General features: G+C 72.6%; 15 protein-coding genes. 3 read left to right on the top strand and 12 right to left on the bottom strand.

All coding sequences use genetic code 11. The features are described from left to right. Window positions 1-11: 11 nt before the first annotated feature. From fliQ to IT780_RS26880, 3 genes are all read right to left on the bottom strand, one after another. Window positions 12-281: a flagellar biosynthesis protein FliQ gene (gene fliQ, locus IT780_RS26890; RefSeq protein WP_199514552.1), complete on the bottom strand. Its 270-nt coding sequence runs from the start codon at window positions 279-281 to the stop codon at window positions 12-14. Window positions 282-380: 99 nt separating this feature from the next. Beyond that, window positions 381-854, bottom strand: coding sequence for a hypothetical protein (locus IT780_RS26885; RefSeq protein WP_199514551.1), 474 nt, complete (start codon window positions 852-854; stop codon window positions 381-383). 102 nt (window positions 855-956) lie between these two features. Further along, a complete protein-coding gene (locus IT780_RS26880) occupies window positions 957-1,535 on the bottom strand; it encodes an RNA polymerase sigma factor (protein ID WP_199514550.1) in 579 nt (192 codons plus the stop codon). A 595-nt stretch (window positions 1,536-2,130) separates the two neighbouring features. Between IT780_RS26880 and IT780_RS26875 the strand changes: the two genes are divergently transcribed. Continuing rightward, a complete protein-coding gene (locus IT780_RS26875) occupies window positions 2,131-2,748 on the top strand; it encodes a GNAT family N-acetyltransferase (RefSeq protein WP_199514549.1) in 618 nt (205 codons plus the stop codon). Window positions 2,749-2,976: 228 nt separating this feature from the next. Here the strand turns inward: IT780_RS26875 and IT780_RS26870 are convergent, their stop codons facing one another. The 6 genes from IT780_RS26870 to IT780_RS26845 form a co-directional block, all read right to left on the bottom strand. Continuing rightward, window positions 2,977-3,324 (bottom strand): RNA polymerase-binding protein RbpA, encoded by a 348-nt coding sequence (locus IT780_RS26870; RefSeq protein WP_199514548.1) that lies wholly within the window; start codon window positions 3,322-3,324, stop codon window positions 2,977-2,979. Between the two features lie 179 nt (window positions 3,325-3,503). Beyond that, window positions 3,504-3,758, bottom strand: a complete 255-nt coding sequence (secG, locus tag IT780_RS26865; RefSeq protein WP_199514547.1) for a preprotein translocase subunit SecG — start codon at window positions 3,756-3,758, stop codon at window positions 3,504-3,506. Window positions 3,759-3,902: 144 nt separating this feature from the next. Continuing rightward, window positions 3,903-4,694 carry a triose-phosphate isomerase gene (tpiA, locus tag IT780_RS26860; RefSeq protein ID WP_199514546.1) on the bottom strand — a complete coding sequence of 264 codons (792 nt, stop codon included), beginning with the start codon at window positions 4,692-4,694 and terminating at the stop codon, window positions 3,903-3,905. A 3-nt stretch (window positions 4,695-4,697) separates the two neighbouring features. Continuing rightward, complete coding sequence (locus tag IT780_RS26855) at window positions 4,698-5,894, bottom strand: phosphoglycerate kinase (protein WP_199514545.1); 1,197 nt, start codon at window positions 5,892-5,894, stop codon at window positions 4,698-4,700. Window positions 5,895-5,899: 5 nt separating this feature from the next. Then, window positions 5,900-6,895, bottom strand: a complete 996-nt coding sequence (gap, locus tag IT780_RS26850) for a type I glyceraldehyde-3-phosphate dehydrogenase (protein WP_199514543.1) — start codon at window positions 6,893-6,895, stop codon at window positions 5,900-5,902. 336 nt (window positions 6,896-7,231) lie between these two features. Continuing rightward, on the bottom strand, window positions 7,232-7,876 hold the full coding sequence (locus tag IT780_RS26845) for a TetR/AcrR family transcriptional regulator (RefSeq protein ID WP_199514541.1): 645 nt from the start codon (window positions 7,874-7,876) through the stop codon (window positions 7,232-7,234). Between the two features lie 59 nt (window positions 7,877-7,935). On the opposite strand from IT780_RS26845, the gene IT780_RS26840 reads away from it, so the two are divergent. After that, on the top strand, window positions 7,936-10,191 hold the full coding sequence (locus IT780_RS26840; RefSeq protein ID WP_199514539.1) for a glycoside hydrolase family 3 C-terminal domain-containing protein: 2,256 nt from the start codon (window positions 7,936-7,938) through the stop codon (window positions 10,189-10,191). A gap of 2 nt (window positions 10,192-10,193) precedes the next feature. Next, window positions 10,194-11,384 (top strand): MFS transporter, encoded by a 1,191-nt coding sequence (locus tag IT780_RS26835; protein WP_199514537.1) that lies wholly within the window; start codon window positions 10,194-10,196, stop codon window positions 11,382-11,384. 111 nt (window positions 11,385-11,495) lie between these two features. On the opposite strand, the gene whiA is transcribed toward IT780_RS26835, so the two are convergent. From whiA to rapZ, 3 genes are all read right to left on the bottom strand, one after another. Then, window positions 11,496-12,476 carry a DNA-binding protein WhiA gene (whiA, locus tag IT780_RS26830; RefSeq protein ID WP_097322458.1) on the bottom strand — a complete coding sequence of 327 codons (981 nt, stop codon included), beginning with the start codon at window positions 12,474-12,476 and terminating at the stop codon, window positions 11,496-11,498. A 235-nt stretch (window positions 12,477-12,711) separates the two neighbouring features. After that, a complete protein-coding gene (locus IT780_RS26825) occupies window positions 12,712-14,025 on the bottom strand; it encodes a gluconeogenesis factor YvcK family protein (protein ID WP_443678591.1) in 1,314 nt (437 codons plus the stop codon). Continuing rightward, window positions 14,022-14,918: an RNase adapter RapZ gene (rapZ, locus tag IT780_RS26820; RefSeq protein ID WP_199514632.1), complete on the bottom strand. Its 897-nt coding sequence runs from the start codon at window positions 14,916-14,918 to the stop codon at window positions 14,022-14,024. The genes IT780_RS26825 and rapZ overlap by 4 nt, the downstream gene beginning before the upstream one ends. Window positions 14,919-14,969 lie beyond the last annotated feature (51 nt).

Genomic DNA, 14,969 nt, shown 5'->3' with positions numbered 1-14,969 from the left:
TCTGACGGACGTCAGCTCAGCAGCGACGGAATCCTCTCGAACAACTGCGTCGTGAACGTCACCATCTCGTGCAACATCCAGTTCCCGCTGAACAGGATCGCCGCACCCACCGCCGCCGCCTTCGGCACGAAGCTCAGCGTCGCCTCCTGAATCTGCGTCACCGACTGGAACAACGAGATCGCGAACCCGATCAGCAACGCGGTCACCAGCACCGGCGCGCACATCTTCGCCGCGATGGTCATGGCCTGCAGCCCCAGCTCAACGATCTGCGTGTCCGTCATGCCCATCCATTCGCCCGCCCCGCGCCCCCAGGGAGCGCAGAACAGGCGCGCCCCGGTTGCCATTCGGTTCGGCGGCCCGGAACCCTCAAGTGGGACGGATCAGCCGAACGCGGCCGGCGGGCTGGGCGCCGTCGACGGTTCCGGGGCCCCAGGGCTCACCGGCACCGGCGGGTGCGACCGAGCCGATCCGGGCGACGCCTCGGGCCTGCCCTTCGGCAGGCCGTCGCTCCCCCGGGCCGGTCCCGGCTCCGGCGAAACCCCCGGGGAAATCCCCGGCGAAGCCTCCGGCGACGACGAGGGCGACGACGAGGACTGCTGCGACGGTACGGTCGCCGCCGGCGGATTCGGTGCCGGGCCCGTCCCGTCGTCCCCGGGCAGCCGCGCCGCCACGAAACCGGCGACCAGCGCCACGGCCACACCGCCCGCCAACGCTCCCGCCCACGGCCAGGCCAGCCGCCGCGGTTTCGGTACGGTCGCCAGGGTGGGCGGCACGGCGGGCTGCAGATCATCCGCCGACACGGACAGCGCCCGGGCGGACAGGGCCGCGCGCAGCCGCGCTTCGAGGTTCGTCATCCGTGATCTCCCCGCACGCCGCGCAACCGCGCTACAAACTTCGTCATCCGTGTTCTCCCAGCACGCCGCCCAGGGCGCCGTGCAACCGCGCTACAAGGTTCGTCATCGGCGTTCTCCCAGCAGGCCGCGGAGGATGGTCAGGGCGCGGCTGGCTGTCGACTTGACCGTGCCGCGGGACACGTGCAGAACGTCGGCGATCTCCTGTTCCGACAGCTCCGACCAGTAGCGCAGGACCACGACCTGGCGCTGCCGTACGGTCAGCTCGCCCAGCGCCCCCAGCACCTCCCGGTCGCCGTCGGCCAGCAGCATCTGCTCCTCCGCCGCCGGGGCCGTGCCCGCCGGCGGCGGCACGTAGGCGCGCGCGGTCCGGCGGCGGCGCAGCGCCGAGCGGGCGGCGTTCATCACCCCGGAGGTCAGGTAGGCCTCCGGGTCGGCGACGGTACGCAGATCAGCCCCGTGCCGCCGGTACAGGGCGGCGAACACGTCCTGCACGATGTCCTCGGCCGTCGCCAGGTCGTCGACCATGAGCACCGCCAGCCGCACCAGCCCGAGCCGCCGCGCGTGGTACAGCTCGTTGATCGCCGGCGGCCCGTCCGGCGCCGACGGCCGCCGGACGGGCGTGGACACGCTCGATCGCAACCGGCGCAGCAGCAGCGACGGCAGCGGGATGGCGAGGATCATGGCGGGCCCTGCGGGTCAGTGGGCGGTCCGGGTGGGTGACGGTACCGCGGCGGGGCTCACCGGCGGGAGCGCCCGGGAGGGTGACGGCGCCGCGCCCTCCGGTCGAGCGGGCGACGGCACGGCCACGGGCGACGCCTGAGGACGCGCCGGGGACGCCTCCGGGCGGGCCGGAGACGCTTCGGGGCGAGCCGGGGAAGCTCCGGGACGGGCCGGCGACGCTTCCGGGCGGGCCGGCGGTAGCACCGGCCCCGGCATCTCCGATACCGGCGACGATACGGGCGACGGCACCGGCGACGATACGGGCGACGTAGCGGGCACGGGCGACGCCGCCGGCGACGACCCGACAGGCGACGTGGCCGGCACGGGCGCGGGCTTCGGGCCGGAGTCGGCGAACGCGTTCGCCGCATATGTCCCGCCGAGCGCGAAGACGGCGGTGACGGCGGCGGTGCTGACGGCGGCGCGGGCGCTCAGGCGCATCGGGTGGTCCTCCTGCGATCGGTGACATGCTCTCGCTGGGAGGGACGCCTGGCGCGGCAAAAGGTTGGCGGGTGCGCAGTGACGCCGGTCACAGATCATGCCCGCCTAGACTGGCGTCGTGCAGCCAGCAATCCGCGCGTACCGCCCCGAGGACCTGAACACCATCTATGACATCTGCGTCCGTACGGCGGACGCCGGCGGAGACGCCCGAGGGCAGTACTCGTCCGACCGGCTCATGGGCGACATCTTCGCGGCGCCGTACGTGATCCTCGAGCCGGAGCACGCGCACGTCCTCGACGACGGCACCGGCACGGCGGTCGGCTACGTGCTCGGCACCGCGGACACGGCCCGCTTCGCCCGGCGTTACCGCGACGAGTGGCTGCCGGCGACGGCCGACCGCTACCCGCTGCCGCAGGACCCGCCGGTGACGCCGGACGACCGCATGCTCGCGCTGCACTATCACCCTGAGCGCATGGTCACGCCGGAGCTCGCCGACTACCCGGCGCACCTGCACATCGACCTGCTGCCGGAGTGGCAGGGCAAGGGCTGGGGGCGTGGGCTGATCGGCGCGTTCCTCGCGGGGCTGCGCGCGGCCGGTGTGCCGCGGGTGCACCTCGGCATGGTGCCGACGAACACGTCGGCGCGTGCCTTCTACGACCGGCTGGGCTTCGTCGAGCTCACGGTGCCGGGCGCGACGTCGGTGACCTTCCTCGGCCGCGACACCAGCCCGCTGTAAACCGGCCCGCCGAGCCGCCCAACGGCAAGCCCGACCCCAGCAAGCCGGCCCAGCGGGTAAGCCAACCCGCAGCAAACCGGCCCAGCGGGTAAGCCACCCGCAACAAACCGGCCCAGCGGGTAAGCCAACCCGCAGCAAACCGGCCCAGCGGCGTCAATCAACCCGCAGCAAACCGGCCCAGCGGCGTCAATCAACCCGCAGGAAGCCGGCCGGTAAGCCGACGCGCGGCTACTCGCTGCGCCCCCGACGCTGGCGCACCTTCGCCAGGGCCTCGGCCAGGATCGCCGCCCCGTCCGCGTCGGAGCGCCGCTCCTTCACGTACGCCAGATGCGACTTGTACGGCTCCACGCGCAACCGGCCGGGCGGGTTGCTGCGGTCGAGGCCGGCCGGCTGGCCGCAGCGGACGCAGTCCCAGGTTTCCGGCGGGGTGACGTCGGCGGCGAAGCGGACATCGACCGCGTGGCCGGCCGCGCACCAGTACGTCACCTCCCGCCGCGGGGCGGGTTCGCTGCGCTCGTCGGGGCGCATCGGGCTGGACCCGACGCGGCTGCCGCGGATCGCGCTGCCACTGGACACGGATGTCACTCCTGTCTTTCAGAGGCGTTTCTTCGCCGGGGTGAAACGGCGGAAAGGAGCGGCAAAAAAGAACCGCGCGACCCGGACGGACCGGACCGCGCGGCAGAGTTTACGACCCCTGAGACGCCGGAGGAAGTGTTACTGACGAACGGTAAGGAACCGGTCGTTAACAGTGTGTTTCAGCCCGCCTGCTGCAACTTCAGCCAGAGCCCGAGGCCCACGATGCAAGCGAACCACACGATGCCGACGAGAACGGTGTAGCGGTCGAGGTTCTTCTCGGCCACCGAGGAGCCGGCCAGGCTGGAGGTGACGCCGCCGCCGAACATGCTGGACATGCCGCCGCCCTTGCCGCGGTGCAGCAGGATCAACAGCGTCAGCAGGATGCTGGTGATGACCAGCAACACGATCAACGTGTAGGCGAACGCGATCGGCATGGTGGGGTCAGTCCTCTCGAAGGGCACGGCAGCGCGGACCCCACAATAGCGGGCGCGCGGAGAACGGGCCGCCCCAGGGCGGCCCGAAATGAACCGGCGCGCGGAACCGGCCGCCTCGCTGGGCGGACGGTTCCGCGACGACGGTTACCGCTGGACGTGCTCGCGGAACCGGACGATGGAGGCGAACTCCTCCGCGTCCAGGCTCGCGCCGCCGATCAGCGCACCGTCGACGTCCGGCTGCGCCATGATCGCGGCGATGTTCGCCGCCTTCACGGAGCCGCCGTACTGGATGCGCACCGCGTCGGCCGTCTCGGCGCCGTACTTCTCGGCGAGCCGCGCCCGGATGGCGCCGCACACCTCCTGCGCGTCGTCGGGGGTCGCGGTCTTGCCGGTGCCGATCGCCCAGACCGGCTCGTACGCGATGACGATGTCCTTGACCTGCTCGGCCTTGAGCCCGTCGAGGGCCGCGTCCAGCTGCGTGCAGCAGTGCGCGACGTGACCGGCGGCCTCGCGGATCTCGAGCCCCTCGCCCACGCACAGGATCGGCGTGAGCTCGTTGGCCAGCGCCGCCTTCACCTTGGCGTTGACCAGCGCGTCGTCCTCGTTGTGGTACTCGCGGCGCTCGGAGTGCCCGACCACCACGTACGAGCAGCCCAGCTTGGCGAGCATCGCGCCGGAGATCTCCCCGGTGTACGCGCCGCCCTTGTGCTGGGACAGGTCCTGGGCGCCGTACTTGATCTGCACCTTGTCGCCGTCGATAGCCGTCTGCACGCTGCGCAGGTCGGTGTACGGCGGCAGCACGACCGCCTCGACGTCGGTGAGCTGCTGCTCGGTGAGGCTGGCGGCCAGCTTCTGCACGAGGAGGATGGCCTCGAAGTGGTTGAGGTTCATCTTCCAGTTGCCGGCCATGATGGGGCGGCGGGTGACGTCAGCCATGGCTCAGCTCTCCAGCGCGGACAGGCCCGGGAGGGTCTTGCCCTCGAGGTACTCCAGTGACGCGCCGCCACCGGTCGAGATGTGGCCGAAGCCGGACTCGTCGATGCCGAGCGTGCGGACGGCCGCGGCCGAGTCGCCGCCGCCGACCACGGAGAAGCCGTCGATCTTGGTGATCGCCTCGGCCACGCCCCGGGTGCCGGCCGCGAACGGCGCGAGCTCGAACACGCCCATCGGCCCGTTCCAGAACACCGTCTTCGCCGAGGAGATCGCCTCGGAGAACAGCGCCACGGACTTCGGCCCGATGTCGAGACCCAGCCGGTCGGCCGGAATCTCCGAGGCGTCAACCACGTCGTGGTCAGCGTCGGCCGCGAAGGCCGAAGCCGCCACGACATCCACCGGCAGCACGATCCGGCCGTCGGCCTGCGAGAGCAGCGACGCGCAGGTGTCGATCATCTCGGCCTCGAGCAGCGACTTCCCGACCTCGTGGCCCTGGGCCTTGAGGAAGGTGAAGCACATGCCGCCGCCGACGAGCAGCTTGTCGACCTTCGGCAGCAGCGCCTGGATGACGGCGAGCTTGTCGGAGACCTTCGAGCCGCCGAGCACCACCACGTACGGCTGCTCCGGCGACTCGGTGACGCGCTTGAGCACGTCGACCTCGCGCAGCACCAGGCCGCCCGCGTAGTGCGGCAGCCGGGCCGGGACGTCGTACACGGAGGCGTGCTTGCGGTGCACCGCGCCGAACGCGTCGTCGACGTAGTACTCCGCGAGGGCGGCCAGCTTGTCGGCGAACGCACCGCGCACGGCGTCGTCCTTCGACGTCTCACCCTCGTTGAAGCGCAGGTTCTCCAGGAGCAGCACCTGGCCGTCCTGCAGCGCGTCCACCGAGGCGGAGGCCGACTCGCCGATGGTGTCCGAGGCGAAGACCACCGGGTTGCCGAGCAGCTCGCCGAGGCGCGTGGCGACCGGCGCGAGCGTGTACTTCGGGTCGGGTGCGCCCTTGGGGCGGCCCAGGTGCGAGCACACGATCACGCGCGCGCCCGCGTCGCGCAGGGCGATCAGCGTCGGCAGCACCGCGCGGATGCGGCCGTCGTCGCTGATGACCGTGGCGTCCTTCTTGTCGAACGGGACGTTCAGGTCGGCGCGCACGAGCACGCGCCGACCCGCAACACCCTCGCCGAGCAGGTCGTCGAGAGTCTTCACAGTGCTCAGCCGACCAGCTTGACCAGGTCGACGAGGCGGTTCGAGTAGCCCCACTCGTTGTCGTACCAGCCGACGACCTTGACCTGGTTGCCCATGACCCGGGTGAGGCCGGCGTCGAAGATGCAGGACGCCGGGTCGGTGACGATGTCGGCCGACACGATCGGGTCCTCGGTGTAGGTCAGGAAGCCCTTGAGCGGACCGTCCGCGGCGGCCTTGATGGCGCCGTTGATCTCGTCCACCGAGGTGTCCTTGCCGGCCTGGAAGGTCAGGTCGGTCGCCGAGCCGGTCGGGATCGGCACGCGCATCGCGAAGCCGTCCAGCTTGCCCTTGAGCTCCGGCAGCACCAGGCTGACGGCCTTGGCGGCACCGGTCGAGGTCGGGACCATGTTGAGCGCGGCGGCGCGGGCGCGGCGCAGGTCCTTGTGCGGGCCGTCCTGCAGGTTCTGGTCCTGCGTGTAGGCGTGGATCGTGGTCATCAGGCCACGCTCGATGCCGACCGTGTCGTTGAGCACCTTCGCCATCGGCGCGAGGCAGTTGGTGGTGCAGGACGCGTTCGAGATGATCGTGTGCTTCGCGGCGTCGTACAGGTTGTCGTTGACGCCCATCACGATCGTGATGTCCTCGTTCTTGGCCGGCGCCGAGATGATGACCTTCTTCGCGCCCCTGTCGACGTGCGCCTTCGCCTTGGTGGCGTCGGTGAAGAAGCCGGTCGACTCGATCACGACGTCGGCGCCCAGGTCGCCCCACGGCAGGTTCTGCGGGTCGCGCTCGGCGAACGCCTTGAACGTCTTGCCGGCCACGGTGATCTCGTCCGCGGTGGCCTTGACCTCGTGCGGCAGGCGGCCGAGGATGCTGTCGTACTTGAGCAGGTGCGCGAGCGTGGCGTTGTCGGTGAGGTCGTTCACGCCCACGATCTCGATGTCCGCACCGGAAGCGGCCACCGCCCGGAAGAAGTTACGGCCGATACGGCCGAAGCCGTTGATGCCAACCCGGATGGTCACAGGTCGATCTCCTCGTTTCGGTCCGCCGGATTCTGCGACCGGCGGAGGTTTTCGTGCCGACCATGTGAGGCAGGCCGGCTGTGACTGGGCCGTCGCGCGGTCTGGGGAACCGCCGCAGGTCGCGGCGCTCCCCGGCGCGTCCGGCCGTGCTGCCCGGCACCGTCGCCGTCATCCCAGACCCTATCCGAGACGGTGACCGGCCGTGCCGCGGGGGCGCAACCTGATCGTTACTTCAGCCCGTTTTGACGATCTTCATTCTTCGGTACGGACACCGTGCCCGACAAAAGCAGGAAGGCCCGGCCGCCCCCACCGGAAGGCCCGTCGTGGTCCGGGCCGTTAGCCCCTTCCGGGCTTGTCCGCGGGTCGGTCGCGCGGTCGCTCCAGCAGCGCTTCCAGCAGCGACAACGACTCCTCGATGTCGACCGCCGGGTCGAGCAGCCACTGGGTCTGCAGGCCGTCCGAGGCGGCGATGATCAGGGCCGCCACCGCCGGCGGGGCCAGGTCGGCACGGATGCGGCCCGCGTCCTGCTCCTCGCGGACCCGGGTGGCGAGGATGCGGCGCAGCCCCTCGAAGCGGGCCGAGAAGAAGGTCCGGGCCTCGTCGTGACCGTTCTCCAGCGCGCTCGCCACCAGCGTGGAGTACAGCTGCACCAGCCCCGGCACGCCGTGGTTGCGCCGGGCCGCGTGCGTCATCAGCCCCACCACCGAGGACGTCTCGGGCGCCGGGTCGCCGATGATCGACCGCTCCTCGGCCGCCCGGTACACCTCGATGAGCAGCTCCTCGCGCGAGGCGAAGTAGTGCTTGAGGGCCGCGTGGGACACGCCGATCGCCTCGCCGATGGCGCGCAGCGAGGTGCCCTGCGCCCCGCGCTCGGCGAAGACCTCGATGGCCCGGTCGAGGATCTCGCGCCGGCGCCGTACGCCCTTCTCGTACGCGCCGCGCCGGGTGGTCTCGAGCGTGGTGTCCGGGGCGTCCGCCATCGCGCCATCGTAGCGACTGAAAACTTCCGCGTGGAGGTTTTCATTGTTACGGTGGGGTCATGACCGCTGACGCCGCGCCGCCCCTGGACACCCCCGCCCTGCTCAGCGCCCTCACCCTGGACGAGAAGGCCGCGCTGCTCGACGGCGCCGACTTCTGGCGTACCCAGGCGGTCGAGCGGCTGGGCATCCCCTCCGTGATGGTCACCGACGGCCCGCACGGCCTGCGCAAGCAGGCCGGCGACTCGGACCACGTAGGGCTCAACGACAGCGTGCCCGCGACCTGCTTCCCGCCCGCCGCCGGGCTCGCCTCGACCTGGGACACCGGGCTGCTGACCCGCATCGGCGAGGCGCTGGGCCGGGAATGCCGCGCCGCGGAGGTCGCGGTGCTGCTCGGACCGGGCATCAACATGAAGCGGTCGCCGCTGTGCGGGCGGAACTTCGAGTACTTCTCCGAGGACCCGCTGCTGGCCGGGGAGCTCGGCACCGCGATGGTCACCGGCGTGCAGAGCCAGGGCATCGGCACGTCGCTGAAGCACTTCGCGGCCAACAACCAGGAGACCGCGCGCATGACGGTCTCCGCCGACGTCGACGAGCGCACGCTGCGCGAGATCTACCTGCCCGCGTTCGAGCGGGTGGTGACCGGGGCGCAGCCGTGGACCGTCATGTGCTCGTACAACCGGATCAACGGGACGTACGCCAGCGAGGACCGCTGGCTGCTCACCGAGGTGCTGCGCAACGAGTGGGGCTTCGAGGGCCTGGTCGTGTCCGACTGGGGCGCCGTGAACCGCCGCGACGCCGCCGTCGCCGCCGGCCTCGACCTGGAGATGCCCTCCTCCGGCGGCTCGGGCACGCGGGTGATCCTCGACGCCGTCCGCGCCGGCACCCTCAGCGAGAAGGACGTGGACCTCGCCGTCACCCGGCTGCTCGAGCTGCTCAACCGCTCGCTGCCGGCCCTCACGCCGGGGCAGACCTTCGACGCCGACGCCCACCACGCGCTCGCCCGCGAGGCGGCCGCCGCCAGCGCGGTGCTGCTCAAGAACGACGACGGCATCCTGCCGCTCGCGGACACCGGCGGCACGGTCGCGGTGATCGGCGAGTTCGCCCGTACGTCGCGGTTCCAGGGCGCCGGATCCTCGCAGGTCAACCCCACCCGGGTGGACACCGCCCTCGAAGCGCTGACCACGGCGCTCGACGGCCGGCGCGACGTCGTGTTCGCGCCCGGCTTCGTCATCGAGTCCGAGACCACCGACCCCGCGCTCGTCGACGAGGCCGTGCGGGCCGCCGCGGGCGCCGACGTCGCCGTGCTGTTCCTGGGCCTGCCGCCGGCGTACGAATCGGAGGGCTACGACCGCGACCACATGGACCTGCCCGCCCAGCAGATCGAGCTGCTCCACGCGGTCGCCGACGCGAACCAGCGGGTCGTCGTCGTGCTGTCCAACGGCTCGGCCGTCACCGTCGCCCCGTGGCAGGACCGCGCCCGCGCGATTCTCGAGGGCTGGCTGCTCGGCCAGGCCGGCGGCGCGGCCACCGCGGACCTGCTGCTCGGCACGGTGGCGCCCACGGGCAAGCTCGCCGAGACCATCCCGGTGCGCTACGAGGACAACCCGGCGCTCGGCAACTTCCCCGGCGAACACGGCCACGTCCGGTACGGCGAAGGGCTGCTCATCGGCTACCGCTGGTACGACGCGCACCGGCTGCCGGTCGCGTACCCGTTCGGCCACGGGCTCTCGTACACGTCATTCGCGTACGAAAATCTGACCGCGACCGTCGAGGGCACCAGCGTGACCGTCACGCTCACGGTGACCAACACCGGCCCGCGGGCCGGCACGGAAACCGTCCAGGTGTACGTGACCGACCCGCAGGCCAGCGTCTACCGCCCGGAGCAGGAGCTGCGCGGCTTCGCGCAGGTGAGCCTGGAACCCGGCGAGAGCAAGCCGGTCACCGTCGAGCTCGGACACCGGGCGTTCGCGTTCTGGCACCCGGCGCTGCGGCGCTGGACCGTCGAGGGCGGCACGTTCGGCATCCGCGCCGGCGCCTCCTCCCGCGACATCCGCCTCGAGACCACCGTCGAGCTGACCGGCGACGACGTCACCACGCCGCTGACCCCGTCGTCGACCGTGGACGAATGGCTCGCCCACCCGGCCGGTGGCCCGTGGCTGCGCGAGGGCATCGAGGACAGCATGTTCCACGGGATGCTGTTCGACCCGCAGCACGGCCAGATGATGCGCGCGATCCCGCTGCAGCGGCTGTCGCGCTTCCCGGGCTCCCCCATCACCGAACAGCAGGTCGACGAAGCCGTGGCGCGGTTCTCCTGACCATGGCCACCCTCGCTCCCGCCGGGCCCGGAATCCGGGCCCGGCGCGCCCGCATCGCCGTCGCCGCCGTCTTCCTCACCAACGGCGCCCTGTTCGCCAACCTCGTGCCCCGCTACCCCGAGGTGAAAGAAAGCCTCGACCTCAGCAACGCCCTGCTCGGCACGGCCCTCGCGGCGGGCCCGCTCGGCGCCCTCACCGGCGGCCTGTTCGCCTCCGCGGTGATCCGCCGCATCCGCTCGGCCCGCGCGGGTGCGTTCGGCATCCCGCTGATCGCGCTCGGTTTCCTGCTGGTCGCCGTCGTCCCGTCCTGGTGGGCGCTCGCGGCGGTCCTGCTCCTGGCCGACGCGGCCGACGCGATCGTCGACGTCGCGCAGAACGCCCACGGCCTGCGCGTCCAACGCCTGTACGGCCGCTCCATCGTCAACTCGTTCCACGGCGTCTGGAGCATCGGGGCGGTCCTCGGCGGCCTCATGGGCTCGGCGGCGGCCGGCCTGGGCATCCCGCTGCTGGTCCACCTCGTCGTCGCCGGGGTGCTGTTCAGCGTGGTGGCGCTGGTCGCGTACCGCTTCCTGCTGCCCGGCCCGGACGACACCGAACGGGAACCGGCCCCGCCGGCACCCCGCGCGTTCCCCAGGACCGCGGTGTGGATGCTCGCGGCACTCGGCGGCCTCGCCCTGTTCGGCTCCCTGGTCGAGGACGCCGGCGCTTCGTGGGGCGCCCTCTTCCTCACCGAGGACCTGGGAGCGACCGCGGCGACCGCGGGCCTCGCCTTCGTGGCCCTGCAGGTGGCGATGACGGTGGGACGCCTCCTCGGCGACCGCGCGGTGGACCGCTTCGGCCAGCGTACGGTCACCCGCACCGGCGGCGCGGTCGCAGCGGCCGGCATGGGCGTCGCCCTGGCCTTCCCCTCCGTCGGTACGGCCCTCGCCGGCTTCGCCCTGGCCGGCCTGGGCACGGCAACCCTGGTCCCGGCCGCGATGCACACCGCCGACGAGCTGCCCGGCCTGCCGCCGGGCGCGGGGCTGACCATCGTGAGCTGGGTGCTGCGGGTGGGCTTCCTGGCGTCACCGCCGGTGGTCGGGCTGGTGGCCGACCACAGCAGCCTGCGGGTGGGGCTGCTCAGCGTCGTGATCGCCGGGGTGGGGACGCTCGTCCTGGGCCGGGTCCTGCTGAACCGCCCCGCGCCGCGCTAGCCCTTCCGGCGCTTGGCCGCTTCTGCTCGGCCGGCGACTGGCCGCTTTCGGTCGGCCGGCCTCAGCCCGTGGCCGGGCTCATCGCCGCGGCCGCTCGGCCTGCCGGCGCGGTCAGCAGGCCATCATCTCCGGGGTGACCGCGGCCTCCGTGTCCGGGATGCCCAGGTCGCGGGCCCGCTTGTCGGCCAGCGCGAGCAGCCGCCGGATCCGGCCGGCGATCGCGTCCTTCGTCAGCGGCGGGTCGGCGAGCGCGCCCAGTTCCTCCAGGCTGGCCTGGCGGTGCTCGAGGCGCAGCTGGCCCGCCGACGTCAGGTGGTTGGGCGCCTCGTCCGCGAGGATCTCCAGGGCGCGGGTCACCCGGGCCGCCGCGGCCACGGCCGCGCGGGCGGAGCGGCGCAGGTTGGCGTCGTCGAAGTTCGCGAGGCGGTTGGCGGTCGCGCGGACCTCCCGGCGTACCCGGCGCTCCTCCCACGCGAGCACGCTCGCGTGCGCGCCGATGCGGGTGAGCAGCGCGGCGATCGCGTCCCCGTCCTTGATCACGACCCGGTCGACGCCGCGCACCTCCCGCTCCTTGGCGGTGATGCCGATGCGCCGGGCGGCGCCGCGCAGCGCCAGCGCGGCCTCCGGTCCCGGACAGGTGATCTCCAGCGCGCTGGAGCGGCCCGGCTCGGTGAGCGAGCCGTGCGCCATGAACGCACCCCGCCACGCGGCGACGGCGCAGCAGACGTTGGCGGAGACCACGTGCGGGGGCAGGCCGCGGACGGGACGGCCCCGGACGTCGAGCAGGCCGGTCTGCCGGGCGAGCGCCTCGCCGTCCTTGACGATGCGGACGATGTAGTGGCTGCCCTTGCGCAGGCCACCGGAGGCGAGCACGTGGACCTCGCTGGGGTACCCGTACACGTCGGCGATCTCCCGGCGCAGCCGCCGAGCCACCGCGCCGGTGTCCAGCTCGGCCTCGACGACCACCCGGCCGGACACGATGTGCAGGCCGCCGGCGAAGCGCAGCAGGGCGGCCATCTCCGCACGGCGGCAGCACGGCTTGGGTACGTCGACCCGGCTCAGCTCATCCTTGACCGCTGCCGTCATCGCCATCTCGAAGTCACCTCATGCTTTGTTACGCGGTCTCTGTGCTCTGTCGTGCTGTCCTGCTGGCCGCCCGGCACACGGCCGAGGTGGCTTTCGGCGCCGGGGCGCACACCGCCTGTCCGTGCGTTCCGCCGGCCGGGCTGCACGCCGGCCACCTATCCCGGCCGGCGTCGCCCCGTTGCGTGGTGCTCTTCAGTTGTCATCGGCGCTGTCAAAGTGGTTCCACGCTCATGTCAGTTGCTTAACGATCGGAGCCCAGGACGGGCACCAGCGCGGCGCCCAACGACTCAGGATCATGCCTGGGGCTGCCGTCCGCAACGGCCAAAGGGGCAAGGACCAGGCGCGCGCCGAGCGCCTCCGCGGCCCGGTGCACCGGGTCCGGCTCGCCCACCCATTTCGCGTCGGCGAGCACGGTGTCGACGTGCAGCTGCGGCAGGTACCAGTGCAGGGCCGCCAGGTGATCGGCCACGGACAGCCCCAGCGTCTCGTTGTCGGCGGCCAGGTTCAGCGTCACCAACCGGCGCGCCGGGCTCGCGACGATGGCGGCGGCCAGCTCGGGCACCAGCAGGTGCGGGAGCACGCTCGTGTACCAGCTGCCCGGTCCGAAGATCAGCCAGTCGGCCTCACCGATCGCGTCCAGCGCCGCGGGACAGGCGGGCGGCGAGGCAGGCACGATGCGTACGGCCTCGACGTGCCCGCCGGCGACGGCAACGGCATGCTGCCCCCGTACGGTGACAACCTCGCCGGGCCGAGCCGGATCGCCCCCGCGCACGTCGGCCTCGATCCCGACGGCATGGCATGCCATGGGCAGCACCTGCCCGCGCGCGCCCACCATCGCCCCGGCGTGCCGCAGGGCGTCGACCGGGTCGTCCATGAGCTCCAGCAGGCCGAGCAGCAGCAGATTCCCGACGGCGTGGCCGGCGAGCGGGTCTTGCTTGCCGCCGAGCGCGGCGACCCGCCGGTCGACACTCCCCCAGCCAGACTTGCCGCCGACTCCCGCTGCCGAGCCCTCGGCCGGACCCGCCGCCGCTACTGAGCCCTCGGCCGGGCCCGCCGCAGCTCCCGCGCCGTCGGCCGGACCTGCCGCGGCTTCCATGCCAATGGCCGGACCGCCCGCCGCTCTCAGACCGCCGGCCGGACCAGCCGCCGCAGCCGAGCCGCCGTCGGCCGGGCCTTCCGCGGATGCCGGGCCGCCACCGGTCTGGGTCGCGTGGGCCGTGGCGCGCCGGTCCGGGTTGCCGACCGGCGCGAACCGGTGCTGCATCAGCCGGACCATGACCTGGTGCGCCGGCTCGTCGTCGGCCAGCGCCGTGAGCGCCATCCGCAGGTCACCCGGCGGCAACTGGGCGTCCCGCTCGGCGCGCAGCCGGCCGCTGGAGCCGCCGTTGTCGCCCACCGTCACCACCGCGGTGATGTCGAGGTCCAGCTTCGGCCCGCAGTGCCGCAGGGCCCGCAGCGAGGCCGCGAGCCCGTGCCCGCCACCGAACGCGACAACTTTGATCGGCTTGTGGTGCCGGCCCGCGTCCCCGGGCGGGTCGGCTTGCGCCGGCGTCACTCCCGCCCCAGGTCGCGGTGGGAGGAGTGGGCGGACAGGCGGATGTCGCGCAGGCGGGCGGTCAGCTCCTCGGCGATCGCCACGCTGCGGTGCTTGCCGCCCGTACAGCCGACCGCCACCGTCAGGTAGCGCTTGCCCTCACGCTCGAAGCCGGGCGCGGTCGCCGAGATGAGCTCCGCGTACGTGCCGACGAAGTCGCTCGCGCCCTCCTGCCCGAGCACGTACGTGCTGACGCCCTCCTCGAGGCCCGTGTGCTCGCGCAGCTCCGGCACCCAGAACGGGTTCGGGAGGAACCGGGCGTCCAGCACGTAGTCGGCGTCCGGAGGCAGGCCGTACTTGAAGCCGAAGGACAGCACGGTGATCCGCAGCTTGCGGGCGTCCTCGCCGCCGAACAGTTCCTCGACACGGCGGCGCAACTGGTTCACGTTGAGGTGGCTGGTGTCGATGATCACGTCCGCCTGCTCGCGCGCCTCCTCGAGGAGCTTGCGCTCGGCGGCGATCCCGTCGGCGAGGCGGCCGTCACCCTGCAGCGGGTGGGAGCGGCGTACGGACTCGAAGCGCCGGATCAGCACCTCGTCGTCGGCGTCGACGAAGACCACGCGCGGCGAGAAGCCGCGGTCCTTCAGGGCGCGGACCGCGCCGGCCAGGTCGGTGGAGAAGGCCCTGCTGCGGACGTCCAGCACCATGGCCGTACGCCGGGCAGCGCCGCCGGCCTCGAACGCGAGCTGAGCCATGTCCAGCATCAGCGCCTGCGGCAGGTTGTCGACAACGTAGAAGCCGACGTTCTCCAAGGCCCGGGCGACCGTGCTGCGGCCGCCACCGGACACCCCGGTCACCACCACGAGGTCGGTCTGGGCCTCGTCGGGCGACGGCTCCGGAGCGAACTCCGGCATCGACTCGGTCACGCACTCCTCCTGCACCGCACAGCTCCACCCGGTCCGGGC

Source organism: Nucisporomicrobium flavum, assembly GCF_016464385.1.
Taxonomy (GTDB): domain Bacteria; phylum Actinomycetota; class Actinomycetes; order Mycobacteriales; family Micromonosporaceae; genus Actinoplanes; species Actinoplanes flavus_A.
This window is presented reverse-complemented; position numbering and strand designations above follow the sequence as displayed.

What these genes read in the sequence shown, in the direction of transcription:
- fliQ (WP_199514552.1), bottom strand. Translation starts at nt 281, where the DNA reads ATGACGGACACGCAGATCGTTGAGCTGGGGCTGCAGGCCATGACCATC.
- IT780_RS26885 (WP_199514551.1), bottom strand. Translation starts at nt 854, where the DNA reads ATGACGAACCTCGAAGCGCGGCTGCGCGCGGCCCTGTCCGCCCGGGCG.
- IT780_RS26880 (WP_199514550.1), bottom strand. Translation starts at nt 1,535, where the DNA reads ATGATCCTCGCCATCCCGCTGCCGTCGCTGCTGCTGCGCCGGTTGCGA.
- secG (WP_199514547.1), bottom strand. Translation starts at nt 3,758, where the DNA reads ATGCCGATCGCGTTCGCCTACACGTTGATCGTGTTGCTGGTCATCACC.
- tpiA (WP_199514546.1), bottom strand. Translation starts at nt 4,694, where the DNA reads ATGGCTGACGTCACCCGCCGCCCCATCATGGCCGGCAACTGGAAGATG.
- IT780_RS26845 (WP_199514541.1), bottom strand. Translation starts at nt 7,876, where the DNA reads ATGGCGGACGCCCCGGACACCACGCTCGAGACCACCCGGCGCGGCGCG.
- IT780_RS26840 (WP_199514539.1), top strand. Translation starts at nt 7,936, where the DNA reads ATGACCGCTGACGCCGCGCCGCCCCTGGACACCCCCGCCCTGCTCAGC.
- IT780_RS26835 (WP_199514537.1), top strand. Translation starts at nt 10,194, where the DNA reads ATGGCCACCCTCGCTCCCGCCGGGCCCGGAATCCGGGCCCGGCGCGCC.
- whiA (WP_097322458.1), bottom strand. Translation starts at nt 12,476, where the DNA reads ATGGCGATGACGGCAGCGGTCAAGGATGAGCTGAGCCGGGTCGACGTA.
- rapZ (WP_199514632.1), bottom strand. Translation starts at nt 14,918, where the DNA reads ATGCCGGAGTTCGCTCCGGAGCCGTCGCCCGACGAGGCCCAGACCGAC.